Origin of the sequence: Lentzea xerophila (assembly GCF_051094245.1) — a bacterium.
GTDB classification, from domain to species: Bacteria; Actinomycetota; Actinomycetes; order Mycobacteriales; family Pseudonocardiaceae; genus Lentzea; species Lentzea xerophila.
In genome coordinates, this window is record NZ_CP194934.1 from 1 (window position 1) to 17,756 (window position 17,756).

Below are 17,756 nucleotides of genomic sequence, written 5' to 3' on the forward strand. Positions count from 1 at the left end.
ATGGGTGAACTCGCCGGTAACTTCGATGTCGTCATCGTCGGCTCCGGGTTCGGTGGCAGCGTGGCCGCGCTCCGCCTGACCGAGAAGGGCTACCGCGTCGCCGTCCTGGAGGCGGGGCGCCGGTTCGCTGACGACGAGTTCGCCAAGACCAGCTGGAACCTCCGCAAGTACCTGTGGGCGCCGCAGGTCAAGTGCTTCGGCATCCAGCGCATCCACCTGTTGCGCAACGTCATGGTGCTCGCCGGTGCGGGCGTCGGCGGCGGCAGTCTCGTGTACGCGAACACGCTGTATCGGCCGCTCAAGCCGTTCTACGAGGACCGGCAGTGGGCGCACATCACCGACTGGCAGGACGAGCTGGACCCGTTCTACGACCAGGCGAGCCGGATGCTGGGTGTCGTCACGAACCCCACGACGACCCCGAGCGACGTCGTCATGCAGAAGGTCGCGAAGGACATGGGCGTCGAGGACAGCTACCACCCGACGCCCGTCGGCGTGTTCTTCGGCGAGCCCGGCAAGAAGGCCGCGGACCCGTACTTCGGTGGTGCCGGGCCCGAGCGGACCGGCTGCACCGAGTGCGGCAGCTGCATGTCCGGGTGCCGGGTCGGCGCCAAGAACACGCTGGTCAAGAACTACCTGTACCTCGCGGAGAAGCTCGGCGCCCAGGTCTTCCCGCTCACCACGGTCACGGGGCTCAACGAGAACGACGGCCGGTGGACGGTCGAGACCAGGATGACCGGCGGCCGGGCCACGAAGACCTTCACGGCCGACCAGGTCGTCGTCGCCGCCGGCACGTGGGGCACCCAGCAGCTGCTGCACAAGGCGCGCACGAGCACGTTGCCGAAGATCTCGAAGAAGCTCGGCGAGCTGACCCGCACCAACTCAGAGTCGATCATCGGGGCCGCGCGGTACACGGTCGACCCGGCCAACGACTTCACGCAGGGCGTCGCGATCACGAGCTCCATCCACCCCGACGAGATCACGCACATCGAGCCCGTCCGGTACGGCAAGGGCAGCAACGCCATGGGCATGCTGCAGACCCTCGCCACGGACGGCGCGCTGAGCACGCCGCGCTGGCTGCAGTTCATCAAGCAGGCCATCCGGCACCCGTTCCGGCTGCTGCGGCTGCTCAGCGTGCACCGGTGGAGCGAGCGGACCGTGATCCTGCTGGTCATGCAGAGCCTGGACAACTCCATCACCACGTTCCTCCGGCGCGGCAAGCTCACCAGCGAGCAGGGTCACGGTGAGCCGAACCCGGCGTTCATCCCGGCGGGCCACGAGGCGAACCTGCTGGCGGCCAAGCACATCGACGGCATGGCCGGTGGCACGTGGGGCGAGCTGTTCAACATCCCGCTGACCGCGCACTTCATCGGTGGTTGCGCGATCGCGGCCAGCGAGGACGACGGCGTGATCGACCCGTACCACCGGGTCTTCAACTACCCCGGACTGTCCGTTGTGGACGGTGCGGCGATCAGCGCGAACCTCGGCGTGAACCCGAGCCTCACGATCACCGCGCAGGCCGAACGGGCGTTCTCGCTGTGGCCGAACAAGGGTGAGCAGGACCAGCGGCCCGCGCAGGGACAGCCCTACCGCCGGATCAGCCCGACGAAGCCGAAGAACCCGGCGGTGCCCGAGCAGGCTCCGGCCGCGTTGCGGTTGCCCATCGTGAAGGCGTCCTGAGCCGGAGTCATTTGGCTACCGGTAATGCGGGCCAGTGCACCGGGCTTCAGCCCGGTGGTGAAGGCCCGCGCGGGAGGCCGGTCACGGCCGAGCGCTCCAAGCCGGGCGGTTCTGCTGCTCGATGTACTGCCGCGGCACGGAGATTGGGGTGCCGTCGACCGAGCTGGTGAAGTATGACCCGGACTAGGGCTGTTGTGTCCGCCAGCAGTGGCGGGCGAGTTTTGGGGAACTGGCTAGTAGTGCTTTGTTAGGTGTTGCTGACCTGGGGTGTTGTTGTGGGTGTTGGGGTCTGGACGGGTTGTCGGCAGGTGTGGCAGACGCCTGTCCAGACCGCGAGTAAGGCCTGGAGTTCGCGCAGGACCGCGTAGAGCGTCAGGCCTGCGCAGGGGCTTTTGGGGTGCGGCGGAGCTGGGTGCAGATGGCTTGGGCGACGGCGGCGAGGGTGACGTGGCGGTGCCAGCCCAGCCAGGAACGGCCTTCGAAGTGGTCCAGGCCGAGGCCGTCTTTGAGTTCGCGGTAGTCGTGCTCGATGCGCCAGCGGATCTTGGCCAGCCGCACCAGATCCCGCAGCCGGATGTCGGCGGGCAGGGTGGAAAGCCAGTAGTCGGTGGGCTCGGGTGCGCCGGGCGGCCACTCGGCCAGCAGCCAGCACTCGGGCAGGCTCCCGTCGGGATTGCGGGGAATGTTGCGGTTGGCCGGCCGGACCCGCAGCGCGAGGAACCGCGACCGCATGCTCGCGGTCGGATTGCCTGGCGTCTTCTTAGTTCCGTGCCGCCAGACCACGAACTTGCCCGCCGACCGGCCGGCGTTCATGGCAAGAGTCTTCAGATCCACAGGTTTGTCCTGGTAACGCGGTCCTGGCGGGCGGCCGTTACCGGCCCAGGCCGCGGTGGTCGGCACCGCGTCGGCGAGGTGGGCGGTCGCGTCTGCCCTGACGGCCAGCACGTAGGCCAGGCCGCGCTCGGTCAGGCCGAGCCGGAACTCGGTGGCATCGCCATAGCCGGCGTCGGCCACCACGGGCCGCTGGGGCAGGCCCCACTCGGTGATGACCTCGTCGAGCATGTCCAGCGCGAGGCGCCACTTCTCCCGATGACGCACCTCGTCCGGGACCTGGCTGCGGGCCCGCCGCGCACGGATCTCGGCGGCGGCCTGCTCATCGGTGGTTTTCTCGTCGTCCCAGGATTCCGGCAGGAACAGTCGCCAGTCGATCGCGGCCGAGGCCCAGTCGGTGACCGCGTGCACGCTCACCCCGATCTGGCAGTTCCCGGTCTTGCCCAGCGCACCGCAATACATGCGTGCCACACCGGGGGAATCCTTGCCGTCCTTGGGAAACCCGGTGTCGTCGATGACCAGCGCGTCCGGATCGACGAACTCACCGGCCCAGGCCGCCAGGCGTCGCCGCACCTCGACGTGATCCCACGTCGAGGTGCTCACGAACTGCTGCAACTGCTGATGATCGACCCCGAGCCGCTCCGCCATCGGCTGCATCGACTTGCGCTTGCCGTCCAGCATCAACCCGCGCAGATACAGCTCGCCCTTCGCCCGCTGATCACGCCGCGCGAACCCGCCGAACATCGACGCGGCGAAGTCCTCGATCACCGGCCGAACCCGAGCCATCTCCTCCGGAGTCACCCGGCAAGAAGATCACACACGACAGCCACCCGAACATCCCACCTAACAAAGCACTACTAGGATCGTGCCGTGCTGCTGCGGTACAACTTCCGCGTCTATCCGATGCCGGCTGGGCCGGTTTCACCGGGATGCTGGAGTACAAGGCGGCCCGCTATGGACGCGTCTTCGCCCGGATCGACCGGTTCGCGCCCACGTCGCAGACGTGCTCGGAGTGCGGGCGGATCGACGGGCCCAAGCCGCTGTCCGTGCGGTCGTGGACGTGTCCGTGTGGCAGCGTCCATGACCGGGACGTCAACGCCGCGAGGAACGTGTTGGCCGCCGGGCAGGCGGACAACTCAAACGACCGTGGAGCGCGGGTAAGACCAGCACGTGTGCCGGCACCGCGCCGCGAAGCGGTAACCCACCCGGACGTCGCGCGGTTCACGCGCGGCGTGGAGGAAATTTCCGCCTTTAGGGCGGAGAGGATGTCAAGGTGGAGGCATGGCCACCAAGCCGTTCGCCTCCAGCGCCGACCTCACCCCCAAGGACGAGGTCTTCGTCGAGCTCGCCGAAGGCGTCTACACCCTGACCGCCGAGGGCGACCCCAACGTCGCGGCCATCGAGGCCGAGGACTTCCTGATCTGCTTCGAGGCCCGCGCCACCCCCGCGGCCGCCCGCAGATGGCTCACCCAGCTGCGCAAACACACCCGCAAGCCCGTGCGCTACCTGGTGCTCAGCCACTACCACGCCGTCCGCACGCTCGGCGCCAGCGCGTTCGACGCCCAGGAGATCGTCGCGCACGAGATGACGCGGGTGCTGATCGCCGAACGCGGGCAGCAGGACTGGGAGAGCGAGTTCGGCCGCATGCCGCGGCTCTTCGAGTCACCGGAGGAGATTCCCGGCCTGACCTGGCCGACGCTCACGTTCTCCGACCGCATGACGATCCCGCTCGGCGACGAGCGCGGTGACCTCGTGCTGCAGTTCCTCGGACGCGGGCACACGGCCGGAGACATCGTGGCGTGGCTGCCGCAGCAACGGATCCTGTTCGCCGGCGACCTGGTCGAGTCGCAGGCCGCGCTCTACACCGGTGACGCGTTCCACGACGAGTGGGCGACGTCCACTTTGGACGAGATCGAGGACCTCGGCGCCGAGGTACTCGTCGGCGGCAGGGGCAAGGTCGCGCGCGACCGCATCGAGGTCGAGGCGGCGATCAACCAGAGCAGGCACTTCCTCAACGAGTTGCGCCGCACGGTCGGCGGTGTCCACGCCGAGGGCGGCACGCTCAAGCAGGCGTTCGAGCTGGCGCACGAGACGCTCGTGGGCCGCTACGGGCGTTGGCCGATCTTCGAGCACTGCCTGCCGTTCGACGTGAAGCGCTACTGGGACGAGTGCGACGGCAAGGACTGGCCGGAGATCTGGACCGCCGAACGCGACCGCGCCGTCTGGGACGCCCTGCAATGACGGTCCTGGTCGTCGGCGCCGGACCGGTCGGCCTCACCGCCGCGCTGTTCCTCGCGAGGGCGGGCGTCCCGAGCATCGTGCTGGAGCAGGCCGAGCGGCGCGCGGCGACCGGCAGCCGCTCGATCTGCGTCCAGCGCGACGTGCTGGAGATCCTGGAACGGATCGGTGTCGGCCAGGCCGTCGCCGACGCCGGCGTCACCTGGTACACCGGCCGCACCTACCACCGCGACCGCGAGGTGCTGACCCTGACCTTCCCGCGGGCCGGGGACTTCCCGCCGTTCGTGAACACCCCGCAGACCGTCGTGGAACGGCTGCTGGAGGAACGGGTCCGCGCGGAACCGCTCATCGAGCTCCGTTACGGGCACGCACTGGAGAGCCTCACCCAGGACGACGACGGAGTGTCCACATCGGACGGAATCAGGGCCACCCACTGCGTCGCCGCGGACGGCGCGCACTCGAAGGTGCGGCGGCTGCTGGACATCCCGTTCGAGGGCTTCTCGTTCGACGACAGGTTCATCATCGCCGACGTCCGCGTCGACCTGGACTTCGCGACGCCCGAACGCCGCTTCTACTTCGACCCGCCGTGGAACCCCGGCCGTCAGGTCCTCCTGCACCCGCAACCGGAGGGCGTCTGGCGGATCGACTGGCAGGTGCCCGAAGACGTCCAGCTCACCGACGACCACATCCGCGCGATCGTCGGAGACAAGCCGTACGAGGTCGTCTGGCAGTCCACCTACCGCTTCCACCAGCGCCGGGCGGCGAAACTCCGCGACAACAGGGTTCTGCTGGCCGGCGACGCCGCGCACGTGATGAGCCCGTTCGGCGCCCGCGGCCTGAACTCCGGGATCTGCGACGCCGACAACGCGGCCTGGAAGATCGCGGCCGACCGCGCCGGCGAGGCCGGCCCGCACCTGCTCGACTCCTACGACGCCGAACGCGGTGCCGCCGCCGACGAGAACCTCCGCATCACCGGCGACACCATGAGGTTCCTCGTACCGCGCACGCCCGAAGAACGAGCGCACCGGCAGGACGCGCTCGAATCCGGCGAGGGCATCGACTCCGGCAAGCTCTTCACCCCGTTCTCCTACGAGAACTCGCCGCTGACGACGGACGGCGGTGAGCTCATGGCCGGGTCACGCGCCGCCGGACCGGGTTTCACGGTCGCGAACGGGCGCCTGATCAGGCCCGACGGCCACGTCGCCGGGAACGCCGGCGACGAGCGCGTGCTGCGCAGAGCCCTCGGCTACAACTGAATTCCGGTCAGGACGGTCACGCGTTCCTCGGTGAAGTCCTCCATCGCCGACCGGACGCCCTCACGCCCGGTGCCCGACCCCTTCACGCCGCCGTACGGCATCTGGTCGGCGCGGTAGGACGGCACGTCACCGATGATCACGCCACCGACCTCGAGCTCGGCCGCGGCCTCGAACGCCACCTGCACGTCACGGGTGAACACTCCGGCCTGCAGCCCGTACTTGGTGTCGTTGGCCTGCGCGAACGCGTCCTCCACGCCGTCCGCGACGGACACCACGAGCACCGGCCCGAAGATCTCCTCGGTCCACACCTTGGCGGTCTTCGGCACGTCCGTGAGCACCGTCGGCTCGACCGTCGCCCCGGTCCGCTTGCCGCCGAGCAGCACCTTCGCGCCGACGTCGGCGGCCATGTTGACCCACTCCTCGACGCGCCGGGCGTTGTCCTCGTCGATCAACGGGCCGACCTCGACCTCGGGGTCGTGCGGGTCGCCGTTCTTGAGCGCCGCCACGGCTTCCACGAGCTTCGGCACGAACTCGTCGGCCTTCGAGCGGTCCACGATCACCCGCTGCACGGCGATGCACGACTGCCCGGCCTGGTAGTTGCCGAACGTCGCGATGCGCCGCGCCGCGTGGTCGAGGTCCGTCCAGTCGGGGCAGATGATGGCCGCCGCGTTGGAGCCCAGCTCCATCACGACGTGCTTGCGCGGAGCGGCTTCCATCAACGACCAGCCGACCTTCGTGGAGCCGGTGAACGAGATGACCGGCAGCCGCTCGTCCTTCACGAGGGCGTCCATGTCCTTGCCCCGGACGGGAAGGACGGAGAACACGCCCTCCGGCAGGCCGGTCTCGGCCAGGATCTCGCCCAGCAGCAACGCGCTGAGAGGCGTCGCCGAAGCGGGCTTCACGATCACCGGCGCGCCCACCGCGAGCGCCGGCGCGACCTTGTGCGCCACCAGGTTCAGCGGGAAGTTGAACGGCGCCACGGCGAGCACCGGCCCGCGCGGCACGTGCCGGACGACCGCCATCCGCCCCACGCCACCGGCGTCGGTGTCGAGCCGCTGCAGCCCGCCGGTGAACCGGCGCGCCTCCTCCGCCGCGAACCGGAACGTGTTGACGGCGCGCTGCACCTCGATCTCGGCCCACTTGAGCGGCTTGCCGTTCTCGGCGGTGATCGTCTCGGCGATCTCCTCCGCGCGTTCGGCGAGAGTCCGCGACACCTGCATCAGCGCCTCGGCCCGCACGTGCGCGGGCGTTCGCCGGAACTCCTTGGCGACGGCCGCGGCCGCCGCGACCGCGCGTTCCACCTGGTCTCTGCCCGGTACGGCGACCGAGGCGACCTCGGTGCCGTCGAACGGGTGGAGAACTTCCAGCGCCTGCTCGCCCTGCTCGGGGCGGCCGGCGACCCAGCACGGCCTGGGTTGCGGCGTGAACGCGTCCATGTGGCCACGTTAAGCCCTATTGGCCTGCACGTACCTGACGAGGTTCAAGTAGTGGCCGACATGCCCCTCCGCCCGTTGGAGCGCGAACGCCGGATGCTCCCGAATCGTCCGGATCATGTCGTTCAGGCGTATCAGCACGTGCTCGGGTTCGTACTCGATCCCGTACGTGTCGCAGAACAGCCGTGTGCGGCGGGCGCGGTCGTCCGGCAGGCCCAGCACGAACTGGATCACCGCCCAGCTGACGTCCCACCAGCCCGGTCCTGGGTGTGCGCTGTCCCAGTCGAAGACGCCTACCGGCAGGCCTTCGCGGTAGACGGTGTTGTAGGGCGCGAAGTCGCCGTGCAACACCACCTCGACGGGCTCTCTCGCCGGGTGTTGCCAGCCGTCCAGGCCAATCGAGACGAACCGTCTCGTCTCGTCGTGCAGCCGCCGCAGCATCCGCGCCGACTCGATCAGCGAGGCGTCGTCGGACGGAAACACGTGGCCAACGTCACCGGCCAGGTAGGAGAGCAGCTCGTGCCGGCCATCCAGCCCGAGCGGAACCGGCGCGATCCCCAAAGGTGCCAAGCGCCGCAACAACTCGTGCACCCGAGGCGCCCAGGGACCCGCCGGCCTGCGCACCGCGTCACCCACCCTGATCACCTGGTTCAGCCCGCCACCGGTCAGCAGTTCCCCGTCCACGCATGAGATCCTTGGCGCTGTGTCCGACACCAGCAACCGCCCTGTTCTCGTCGTCGACTTCGGCGCCCAGTACGCGCAGCTGATCGCCCGCCGCGTGCGCGAGGCCCAGGTCTACTCCGAGGTGGTCCCGCACACCGCGACGATCAGCGAGATCCTCGACAAGAACCCGCTGGCCATCGTTCTGTCCGGTGGCCCGTCGAGCGTCTACGAGGAGGGCGCGCCGCAGGTCGACTCGAAGCTGTTCGAGACCGGCGTCCCCGTCTTCGGCATCTGCTACGGCTTCCAGGCGATGGCGCGCGCACTGGGTGGCGAGGTCGAACAGACCGGCACCCGCGAGTACGGCCGCACGGACCTGAGCGTGCCCACCGAGGGTGGCGCGCTGCACCAGGAGCTGCCCGCGAGCCACCCGGTGTGGATGAGCCACGGCGACGCCGTCACGAAGGCGCCCGAGGGCTTCACGGTCACCGCGACCAGCGAGGGCGCCCCGGTCGCCGCGTTCGAGGACACCGAGCGCCGCTTCGCCGGTGTGCAGTACCACCCGGAGGTGCATCACTCGCCGCACGGCCAGGAGGTGCTGCGCCGGTTCCTGCACGAGATCGCGGGCCTGCGTCCGCAGTGGACCACGTCGTCCATCGTGGACGAGCAGGTCGCGCGGATCCGCGAGCAGATCGGTGACGGCAAGGCGATCTGCGGCCTGTCCGGCGGTGTCGACTCCGCTGTCGCGGCCGCTCTGGTCCAGCGCGCCATCGGCGACCGCCTGACGTGCGTCTTCGTCGACCACGGCCTGTTGCGCGCCGGCGAGCGCGCCCAGGTCGAGCGCGACTACGTGGCGGCCACGGGCATCCGGCTGGTGACCGTCGACGCGCGCGAGCGCTTCCTGAACGCCCTGGCCGGCGTCACGGACCCGGAGGAGAAGCGCAAGATCATCGGCCGCGAGTTCATCCGCGTGTTCGAGCAGGCCGAGCGCGACCTCAAGGCCGAGGGCGACTACAAGTTCCTGGTCCAGGGCACGCTCTACCCGGACGTCGTCGAGTCCGGCGGCGGCGCCGGCACCGCGAACATCAAGTCGCACCACAACGTCGGCGGCCTGCCGGACGACCTGCAGTTCGAGCTGGTCGAGCCGCTGCGCGCGCTGTTCAAGGACGAGGTCCGCCGCGTCGGCACCGAGCTCGGCCTGCCCGAGACGATCGTGCAGCGCCAGCCGTTCCCCGGCCCCGGCCTCGGCATCCGCATCATCGGCGAGGTCACCCAGGACCGCCTCGACACGCTGCGCCAGGCCGACGCCATCGCGCGCGAGGAGCTGACCCTGGCCGGTCTCGACCGCACGATCTGGCAGTGCCCGGTCGTGCTGCTCGCGGACGTCCGCAGCGTCGGCGTGCAGGGCGACGGCCGCACGTACGGTCACCCGATCGTGCTGCGCCCGGTGTCGTCCGAGGATGCGATGACCGCCGACTGGACCCGCCTGCCGTACGAGGTGCTGGAGCGGATCTCGACCCGGATCACCAACGAGGTGGCGGAGGTCAACCGCGTGGTGCTGGACGTGACGTCCAAGCCGCCGGGCACCATCGAGTGGGAGTAGCGACGTGCAGAGATGGCCCCGGTCAGCTGACCGGGGCCATCTCTCATTCGGAGCGCCCTCTTCGCCGCAGTGAGTTGGTCAGCAGGACCACACCCACCAGGATCGCCGTTCCCCCGAGCGCCCACCGGAAGTCGAACCAGAACGACCCGCCGCTCAGCACGTAGGCCGCCATCAGCCCTCCGCCGAGCCCGGCGACCAGCGTCACCGGGTCGATCCGCCTGCGCATCCCCTGCTCAGTCACGGAGCACCTTCACCTCTCCGACGCCGGCCTGCACGTCGAGCTCGATCTTCAGGCCGCCCTCGCCGTTCTCCCCGAGGTCCCTGCCGCTGATGCTCGCGCCGGTGCCGTCCGTCCGCTTGCCGAGGCAGTCGAGCTCGCCGATGGACCCGGCCTCGCACCTGTACGTCACGTCCGCGTTCTTCGGCACGTGGACGATCGCTTCGCCGAGATCGACCTCGACCGCGGTCCGCACCTCGCCGGAGTCCGGCAGCTGGCGGAGGTCGAGCTTGATGCTGCCGACGCTCGTCTCGTACCGTTCGCGCACGTCACCTACGGCCTTGGGCGTCTCGTCGACGCTGCTCAGCCGCGCCGGGCCGCCGTCGAAGTCGATCACCGTCAGGCCGAAGCCCGCCACGGACAGCGGGACCAGCAGCCAGATCAGGCCACGGCCACCGCCGGTGAACGACCCGACCAGCAGACCCGCCGCCAGCACCGCGATGACCAGGCCGATGGTGTGCGGCGCCGTGAACCACGGCGTCCAGATCCCGGCGATCGCGGACCCGGCGATCACCAGGGTCGCCACGCCGAGCGTCATCAGGCCCACGCGCGGCCCGCGTTGCCGGGGTGCGGGCGGCTTCGGTGCGGGAGCGGGTTCGGGCAGGTCCCACGCGAACGGAGCGGCACCGAGCGGGTCCCAGGCCGGTGCCCCCGGCACAGGTGGCGTCGGCAAGGGGTCGGCGAGCGTGGCCGGCTGCAGGTGCCCACGGTTCTTCTGCAGCAGGTAGATGCCCGCGACCGTCGCGGCGAGCGTCACCACGACCTGGAACCCGCCGCTGCCGAACATGAACGCCAGCGCGGGGAACATCAGCAGGCCCATCAGCGCCGTCTGCACGTGGGACATCGAGCTGGAACCCTTGCCGATCAACGACTCCAGCGGTGAGACCTCGTCGCCCTCCTCGGGCAGCAGCAGCCAGCCGGCCAGGTACAGCGGCACGCCGACGCCACCCGACAGCGCGAGCGCGACGAACGCGATCCGGACGATCACCGGGTCGATCTGGAAGCGCAGGCCGATCCCGGTGGCGACGCCGCCGAGCTTGCGACCTGCACGGGGCCGCACCGGACGGTGGGCCCAGAACTCTCTGAGCGTGTCCGCCACGCCCTGCATCGTCTTCTCTGTCCCGCTCACGACGACAAGGTTGCTACGACAGTCGCCCAGCCACATCAGGGACCAGCCCTGATTAACGGAACCGGGGTCATCCCTGATGAACAACCGGCCGGGACGTGTGACGATCGGATGGTGAGTGCACGGATTGAGCCGATGCGGCGTCGACGCACCGGCCGGGTGGTCGCGGGCGTCGCGAGCGGACTGGCGGACCATCTCGGCGCACCCGTCTTCTGGGTGCGCGCGGTCTTCGCCGCGTTCACCGCGTACAGCGGGATCGGGATCATCGCCTACGCGTTGCTCTGGATGTTCGTCCCGCAGTCGGCCGCGGCGGAGCCGGAGACCGAGAAGGACCGCAAGGAGTGGCAGCAGGCCGTCGGGCTCGCCGCCCTCGGCATCGGCGTCGCGGTGTTCACCGGCCTGATCGGCGGCACCTGGAGCGGCTGGGTCACCGGCCCGATCGTCGTGGCACTCGTGGGCGCCGCGGTCGTCTGGCGCGAGGCGGACGAGGCCCAGCGGCGGCGCTGGAAGGACGGGGCGTTCGCACAGGGGAAGACGGGAATCGTGCGGACGGTCGCGGGAGGTGTGCTGGTCGTGACGGGCGTCGCCGCGTTCCTCGTGGTGAACGACTCCGTCCAGAACCTCTCGACCGTCGTGCTCTCCGTGCTGGCCACGTTGATCGGCGTCGCCGTGCTGACCGTGCCGCTGTGGATGCGGCTGGTGCGCGACCTCGACACCGAACGTCACGCGCGCATCCGCACCGAGGAACGCGCCGAGATCGCCGCCCACCTGCACGACTCCGTGCTGCAGACCCTTGCCCTCATCCAGAAGCAGTCCGAGTCGCCGCGCGAGGTCAAACGCCTGGCCCGCAGCCAGGAACGCGAGCTGCGCAGCTGGCTCTACGGGCGTGAGGTGGGCGAACAGCCGCACTCCATCAGCATCGCGATCGCCCAGGTGTGCGCGGAGGTGGAGGACGACTTCGCCATCGCCGTCTCGCAGGTCGTGGTCGGCGACTGCGAGCTGGAGGACGGGATGTTCGCGCTGGTCCAGGCGTCGAAGGAGGCGGTGGTCAACGCGGCCAAGCACGCTGGGGTGGCCGAGGTCAGCGTCTACGCCGAGGTCGAGCCGGACAAGGTGACGGTGTTCGTGCGCGACCGGGGCAAGGGATTCGATCCGGACGCGGTTCCGGACGACCGGCATGGTCTCGCCGGCAGCATCAGGGGGAGAATGACCAGGCACGGCGGGGAGGTGCGACTGCGCACGGCTCCGGGAGAGGGGACCGAGGTGCAGCTCGAGATGCTGAGGAAGACGGAGGCCAGGACATGAGCGTCAGGGTGTTCCTGGTGGACGACCACGCGTTGTTCCGCGCGGGGGTGCGGGCCGAGCTCGACACCATCACCGACGAGATCGAGGTGGTCGGCGAGGCCGGCGGCGTCGGCGAGGCGGTCGTCGGGATCGCGCACCACAAGCCGGACGTGGTGCTGCTCGACGTCCACATGCCCGACGGTGGCGGCGCCGAGGTGCTGCGGCAGATCCGCACCAAGATCCCCGAGGTCACGTTCCTCGCGCTGTCGGTCTCCGACGCGGCCGAGGACGTCATCAACGTCATCCGCGCCGGCGCGCGCGGGTACGTGACCAAGACGATCTCCAGCCAGGAGCTGGTCAGGGCGGTCGTGCGGGTGTCGGAGGGCGACGCGGTGTTCTCGCCGCGCCTCGCCGGGTTCGTGCTGGACGCGTTCGCCGACAGGCCGGGTGCCGCGCCGATCAGCGACCCCGAGCTCGACCTGCTGACGCCGCGCGAACGCGACGTCCTGCGGCTGCTCGCCCGCGGATACGCTTACAAGGAGATCGCGTCCGAGCTGTTCATCAGCGTGAAGACGGTGGAGACGCACGTGTCGAGCGTTCTGCGGAAGACCCAGCTCTCCAACCGGTACGAACTCTCCCGCTGGGCCACTGACCGCAGACTGGTCTGAGAGGTTTCCGGGGGATTTGGTCGAGAAGGTCGCCCGCGGTGCCACCGAGGTGCTGGCGCCGTGGGTCTGGGTGGTGCTGCTGCCGTTCGCGATCGCCGGTGCGGCGGAAGGCTTCTGGAAGACCCTGCTGTGGGGGCTCGTGGTCGCACTGACGGCGTCCGTCATTCCGATGGCCGTCATCGTGCGCGGGGCGCGCAGGGGCAAGTGGGACGGCCACCACGTCCGCAACCGCGAGGGCAGGCTCGTTCCGCTGGTCACGGCGGGTGCGTCGCTGGCGGCCGGCACGGTGATCATGATCCTGGGCGATGCGCCGCGAACCATGCTCGCGCTGGCGGGCAGCATGTTCGCGTCGCTGATCGTCAGCATGGCGATCACGTTCGGGCTGAAGTGGAAGATCTCGCTGCACGCCGCCGTGGCGTGGGCCGCCGTCGTGACGATGGCGATCGTCCACGGGCCGTTGCTGCTGCTGATCGCGTTGCCCGCCGCGCTGGTGGCGTGGTCACGCGTGGAGCTCGGCGACCACACGACGGGGCAGGTGCTGGCCGGCTCGGTGATGGGCGTGGTCGTGGGCGGTGGCAGCTTCTGGCTGCTCAGCTCATCCTGGTAGTGCTGACGATCTTCATCTCGTTCCGTACGTTGCCGACCTCGATCTCGTAGATGCCCTCCGCCTGCTCACCCTTGGCCGTCGTCATCCTGAGCTTGACGGTGACGACCCAGTTCGCGCCGTGCGACCGCACGGGCACGTTCGCGTCGAGGCACTGGACTTCGGTGTAGCCCCTCCATCGGTCGATGTAGGTCTTGATCGGCTCGCTCGCGCGTTCGTAGAGGTTGTGCCAGGCGCTCTCCGGGGCCTCGGGCAGCATCCCGTAGTGCTCCGTGACGAACACGCTCGCCTCGGCCGCCGAGTAGTAGCGGACCTCGTTGTCCACCGGGAAGTCCGCCAGGCTGGTGGGGGAGCCGCCACCGGTGCCGCTCCAGTACGCGGCGGCCGCGCCGCCTCCGATCCCGAGCGCCGCGATGACGGCGAGGATGACGAGGATCCGCGTGTTCGGCCGCTTGAGCCCGCTTTGCTGCTGCGGAATCTGCAGCGGCTGGGACGGCTGCGGCTCGGCGGCCAGCAGATCGGCGGCCTCCTGCGCGGCCGGCCGGTCCTTCGCGTCCTGGGAGAGCAGGCGCATCAGCAACGGCGTGAGCTCACCGGCGTTCTTCGGGTCGCGGAGCTGGCCGCTGGCGGCGCGGTAGATGAGGCCGAAGCTGTTGTCGCTCGGCCCGAAGACCGACTCGCCCTCGATGGCCGCGTAGATGGTGGCGCCGAGCGAGAACACGTCGGACGCCTCGCCGGGCTGCTCACCGCGCGCCACCTCGGGTGCGAGGTAGGCCGGGGTGCCGGAGATCATGCCGGTGTCGGTCATCGTGCCGTCGCCGGTGGCCTTGGAGATGCCGAAGTCGGTGATCTTGACCGTGCCGTCGTGGCCGATCAGGACGTTGCCGGGCTTGATGTCGCGGTGGACCAGGCCCGCGGCGTGCGCCGCGGCCAGCGCCGAGGCGACCTTGGCGCCGATGCTCGCCGCCTGGGCCGGCTTGAGCGGCCCGCGCTCGGCGATCAGCGCCGAGAGGCTGAGTGACGGCAGGTACTCCATCACGATCCACGGCTCTTCGTCGTCGCTGCCCACGACGTCGAACACCGCGATCGCGTGCTGGTGGTGCAACCGGGCGGCGTTGCGGGCCTCCCGCATCGCCCGCTGGTGGTCACCGGTGACGAGCTGTTTGACCGCGACCTCCCGGGCCAGCACCTCGTCCCGTGCTCGCCAGACCACCCCCATCGCACCGCTGCCGATGCGCTCGAGCAGCGTGTAGCGGCCCCCGATGGTTGTCACACCCTGAGACTAATCAATCGCGCAGACGTGCATCGGAGGTTCCCCCGCAGCCCACGATCAGGTGAAGTGACGAGGCGGCGCAGGCGCTGACCGGGAGGACGGACTCGACCGGGAGCGAAGAAGACACCGCGTGCGCTGGAAGGGGTCCTGCCTATGGCAGATCGAAAAGAACGGGTGGGGACCGCGTCTGGTACCTGCTCGCCGTCGGCAAACGGCACGTAGGCCGATCAGCGGTGTTGCCGTCGCTGCCCACGACGTCGACACCGCGGTTCTCCCCTGTGGTCTCCGGTGACGAGCTGGTCGGCCACGCTGCCCCGCGTGCCGGCACCTCGCCCCGCGCCCGTTCGACCACCCTCGGGAGACGGCTGGAGAACTAGTCGATCGTCGAGACCAGCTTCTGCAGCTCGCGGTCGAAGTCGATCCACAGGTCCTCCTCGCCCGGCTGCACGACGTCGTAGGAGGCGTCCAGGAACGCCGCCACGTCCTCGGCGACCGCGCTGAGGATGGCGAACCCGGTCGGCGCGTTCAGCTCGACCAGGACGCGCTCCGGGTCGTCGGAGGCGGGCCGGACCAGGATGTCGCCCTCACCGGACGGCGTCAGCAGGCCGTCGGCCAGCAGGTCGCGGGCGAACATCCACTCGACCCGGCCGGAGCCCGTGAAGAAGACGACGGCGACCGCGTACGGGTCGTCCGGGTCGTAGACGAGCTCCGCCTCGACCGGCGCAGGGGCCGCGCCGGGGGCGAGAAGCTGAAAAGTCGTCCGCGTGGCGACCTTCAGGTTGTCGTTGTTCATGTCGATGTCCTTTCCAGGCCGGTCTTCATGTCCGCCTACAAAGAGGAGACGTCCAACCAGCCCGATAAGGACGCGATTCGTCTCGGAACCATCCTTCTGGGGGAGACGTGCGTCTCACCGTTCAGCGTTTGACCAGGTCGCGTGTCTCGTTTGGTGAGACGGTCTGACCAGCCGAGACGGGCTGCCTCCTGGTCAGCGCGACGCCCACGAGCACCACCAGCATGCCCACCACGACCCTGGCGTTGAGCTGCTCTCCGAGGAAGATCGCTCCGAGGAGTACCGAAACCACGGGCAGCAGGTAACCGACGGTAGTCGCTGTGGTGGCGCCCTCGTCCGCGATGACGCGGTAGTTGAGGATGAACGCGACGCCGGTGCCGAAGACGCCGAGGATCACCACGGCCACGATGCCCAGCCAGTGCAGGTGCAGCGGCTGCAGGCCACCGAACGGCGTCGCCAGGATCAGCATTCCCATCGCGGTGGTCAGCTGCATGGCGGCGAGCTGCGTCGAGGTGGCGCCCGTGTTGACCAGGTAGCGGCCCGCGTAGGAGTAGCCGATGGCGTAGCTCGCGGCGCCGATGAGGCACAGCACCGCACCCCAGCTCGCGATGCTGTTGGCCGCCTGCCACGGCGCGAAGATCAGCAGTACGCCCGCGAAACCAAGTGCGAGGCCCAGCAGCCGGACCAGGTTGCTGATCTTCTCCGAGCCGAGCACGAGACCGATGGCCAGCGCGAACAGCGGCGTCGTGGAGTTGAGCACCCCGGAGACCCCGGAGTCGACGGTCTGGCCGCCGAACGCGAAGAGCGTGAACGGGATGGCGCTGCCGAACAGGGCCACGAAGAGCATGTGCCCCCAGATCCGCCGGTCACGCGGCAGGCTCATCTTCGCCAGCACGAGGACGACGAACAGCACGACCGCTCCGAAGAACGTCCGTGCGAGCGAGATCTGCAGAGGCGCGAGACTGCCGAGCGCGAGCTTCATCCACAGGAAGCTGGATCCCCACAGCAGGGCGAGCACGCCCATCCTGATCAACGTTCCGCGTTGGTTCACACGTCAACCTTGCGCTTCCGGACCCGTGAAAACAATTTAATTGTTGTGGGAAACCTTTAAGCGGCGCTGTAGTGTCGAGGCATGCTGGACGTGCGCCGAATGCAGGTTCTCAGGGCCGTCGTGACCACGGGTTCCATCACCGCGGCGGCGACGAACCTCGGGTACACCCCGTCCGCCATCTCGCAGCAGGTCGCGGGCCTCGAGAAGCAGGCGGGCCTGCCGCTGCTGGAACGCGTCGGCAGAGGCGTGCGGCCCACCGCGGCCGGCCGTCTCCTCACCGACCACGCGGGCCGCCTCGCCGAGCAGCTCGCCGAGGCCGAGAGCGCCTTGACGGCGTTGCGCAACGGCTGCGCCGGAACCCTGCGCGTCCGCTACTTCGCCACCGCCGGCGCCGCCCTCGTGCCACCTGCCGTGGCGACGTTCCGGACCGAGCGCCCGGGCGTCGAGCTCGACCTGAAGCTCACCGAGCCCACCGACCCCTTCGTGGAACTCGCCGCGGGCCGCGCGGACGTCGCGATCACCGTCCTCGAACCCTCCGAACCGGCTCCGGAGGGCATGGTCACGCGGCACCTGCTCGCCGACCCGTTCTACGCCGTGCTCCCGCGAGGCCACGCACTGGCCCGCAAGCGCGTGCTGGACCTGGCCGAACTGTCCGACGAGCCGTGGATCAACGCGGACTGCGGCGCCACGGGCCCGTGCGCGGACCTCGTGACGAACGCGTGCGCGGGCGCGGGCTTCGCTCCGAAGGTCGCCGTGGAAAGCGACGACTACGCGACCGCGCAGGGATTCGTGGCGGCCGGGCTCGGCGTCACCATCATTCCCCGGCTCGGCCTGGGATATGCGCATCCCGGCGTTGTTCTGCGTAAGGTGCGCAATCCCGAGCCGGTGCGGCACATTCACGTGGTGTACCGCGAGGACGCCGCGTGGAATCCCGCCGTGGTGGCGTTGGCGGAAGCCCTCGGGAAAGCCGCGAGGGCCTCCTGAC

Annotated in this window: 16 protein-coding genes and 1 pseudogene; 9 read left to right on the forward strand and 8 right to left on the reverse strand. The window is 69.7% G+C overall.

Annotated elements, in window-relative coordinates; genetic code table 11:
* Entirely contained in the window at positions 1–1,677 is a 1,677-nt protein-coding gene (locus ACRSBM_RS00005; protein WP_434438381.1) for an FAD-dependent oxidoreductase, read from the forward strand.
* A gap of 372 nt (positions 1,678–2,049) precedes the next feature.
* Here the strand turns inward: ACRSBM_RS00005 and ACRSBM_RS00010 are convergent, their stop codons facing one another.
* Positions 2,050–3,309, reverse strand: coding sequence for an IS701 family transposase (locus tag ACRSBM_RS00010; protein ID WP_434438383.1), 1,260 nt, complete (start codon positions 3,307–3,309; stop codon positions 2,050–2,052).
* A 35-nt stretch (positions 3,310–3,344) separates the two neighbouring features.
* Here ACRSBM_RS00010 and ACRSBM_RS00015 point away from each other — a divergent pair.
* From ACRSBM_RS00015 to ACRSBM_RS00025, 3 genes and pseudogenes are all read left to right on the forward strand, one after another.
* A pseudogene (locus ACRSBM_RS00015) lies at positions 3,345–3,608 on the forward strand (zinc ribbon domain-containing protein); the annotation flags it as partial.
* Positions 3,609–3,789: 181 nt separating this feature from the next.
* Positions 3,790–4,749, forward strand: a complete 960-nt coding sequence (locus ACRSBM_RS00020; protein WP_434438385.1) for an MBL fold metallo-hydrolase — start codon at positions 3,790–3,792, stop codon at positions 4,747–4,749.
* Entirely contained in the window at positions 4,746–6,002 is a 1,257-nt protein-coding gene (locus ACRSBM_RS00025) for an FAD-dependent monooxygenase (protein ID WP_434438387.1), read from the forward strand. The genes ACRSBM_RS00020 and ACRSBM_RS00025 overlap by 4 nt, the downstream gene beginning before the upstream one ends.
* Here the strand turns inward: ACRSBM_RS00025 and ACRSBM_RS00030 are convergent.
* Together ACRSBM_RS00030 and ACRSBM_RS00035 are read right to left on the reverse strand one after the other, a co-directional pair.
* Positions 5,993–7,438, reverse strand: coding sequence for an aldehyde dehydrogenase family protein (locus ACRSBM_RS00030; protein ID WP_434438389.1), 1,446 nt, complete (start codon positions 7,436–7,438; stop codon positions 5,993–5,995). The genes ACRSBM_RS00025 and ACRSBM_RS00030 overlap by 10 nt on opposite strands.
* Before the next feature lie 9 nt (positions 7,439–7,447).
* On the reverse strand, positions 7,448–8,119 hold the full coding sequence (locus ACRSBM_RS00035) for an aminoglycoside phosphotransferase family protein (RefSeq protein ID WP_434438391.1): 672 nt from the start codon (positions 8,117–8,119) through the stop codon (positions 7,448–7,450).
* Positions 8,120–8,138: 19 nt separating this feature from the next.
* Between ACRSBM_RS00035 and guaA the strand changes: the two genes are divergently transcribed.
* Positions 8,139–9,698 carry a glutamine-hydrolyzing GMP synthase gene (gene guaA / locus ACRSBM_RS00040; protein ID WP_434438393.1) on the forward strand — a complete coding sequence of 520 codons (1,560 nt, stop codon included), beginning with the start codon at positions 8,139–8,141 and terminating at the stop codon, positions 9,696–9,698.
* A 43-nt stretch (positions 9,699–9,741) separates the two neighbouring features.
* Here guaA and ACRSBM_RS00045 read toward each other — a convergent pair whose 3' ends face one another.
* Entirely contained in the window at positions 9,742–9,939 is a 198-nt protein-coding gene (locus ACRSBM_RS00045) for a hypothetical protein (protein ID WP_434438395.1), read from the reverse strand.
* Positions 9,932–11,104, reverse strand: a complete 1,173-nt coding sequence (locus ACRSBM_RS00050; protein WP_434438397.1) for a PspC domain-containing protein — start codon at positions 11,102–11,104, stop codon at positions 9,932–9,934. Before ACRSBM_RS00050 ends, ACRSBM_RS00045 begins: the two co-directional genes overlap by 8 nt.
* Positions 11,105–11,212: 108 nt before the next feature.
* Between ACRSBM_RS00050 and ACRSBM_RS00055 the strand changes: the two genes are divergently transcribed.
* Genes ACRSBM_RS00055 through ACRSBM_RS00065 form a run of 3 tightly spaced genes read left to right on the forward strand, consistent with a single transcriptional unit; the run spans position 11,213 to position 13,660 of the window.
* Positions 11,213–12,406 carry an ATP-binding protein gene (locus ACRSBM_RS00055; RefSeq protein WP_434438399.1) on the forward strand — a complete coding sequence of 398 codons (1,194 nt, stop codon included), beginning with the start codon at positions 11,213–11,215 and terminating at the stop codon, positions 12,404–12,406.
* Positions 12,403–13,053: a response regulator gene (locus tag ACRSBM_RS00060; protein ID WP_434438401.1), complete on the forward strand. Its 651-nt coding sequence runs from the start codon at positions 12,403–12,405 to the stop codon at positions 13,051–13,053. The genes ACRSBM_RS00055 and ACRSBM_RS00060 overlap by 4 nt, the downstream gene beginning before the upstream one ends.
* Before the next feature lie 16 nt (positions 13,054–13,069).
* On the forward strand, positions 13,070–13,660 hold the full coding sequence (locus ACRSBM_RS00065; RefSeq protein ID WP_434438402.1) for a phosphatase PAP2 family protein: 591 nt from the start codon (positions 13,070–13,072) through the stop codon (positions 13,658–13,660).
* Here the strand turns inward: ACRSBM_RS00065 and ACRSBM_RS00070 are convergent.
* The 3 genes from ACRSBM_RS00070 to ACRSBM_RS00080 form a co-directional block, all read right to left on the reverse strand.
* The gene (locus tag ACRSBM_RS00070; protein WP_434438404.1) at positions 13,644–14,930 is read right to left on the reverse strand and encodes a serine/threonine-protein kinase; all 1,287 of its coding nucleotides are present in this window, start codon (positions 14,928–14,930) and stop codon (positions 13,644–13,646) included. The two genes, ACRSBM_RS00065 and ACRSBM_RS00070, sit on opposite strands and share 17 nt — an antisense overlap.
* A gap of 373 nt (positions 14,931–15,303) precedes the next feature.
* Positions 15,304–15,723 carry an SsgA family sporulation/cell division regulator gene (locus ACRSBM_RS00075; RefSeq protein ID WP_434438406.1) on the reverse strand — a complete coding sequence of 140 codons (420 nt, stop codon included), beginning with the start codon at positions 15,721–15,723 and terminating at the stop codon, positions 15,304–15,306.
* Positions 15,724–15,844: 121 nt separating this feature from the next.
* On the reverse strand, positions 15,845–16,771 hold the full coding sequence (locus ACRSBM_RS00080) for a DMT family transporter (RefSeq protein WP_434438408.1): 927 nt from the start codon (positions 16,769–16,771) through the stop codon (positions 15,845–15,847).
* 81 nt (positions 16,772–16,852) lie between these two features.
* On the opposite strand from ACRSBM_RS00080, the gene ACRSBM_RS00085 reads away from it, so the two are divergent.
* Positions 16,853–17,755, forward strand: coding sequence for a LysR family transcriptional regulator (locus ACRSBM_RS00085; RefSeq protein ID WP_434438410.1), 903 nt, complete (start codon positions 16,853–16,855; stop codon positions 17,753–17,755).
* The last annotated feature ends 1 nt before the right edge of the window (position 17,756 follow it).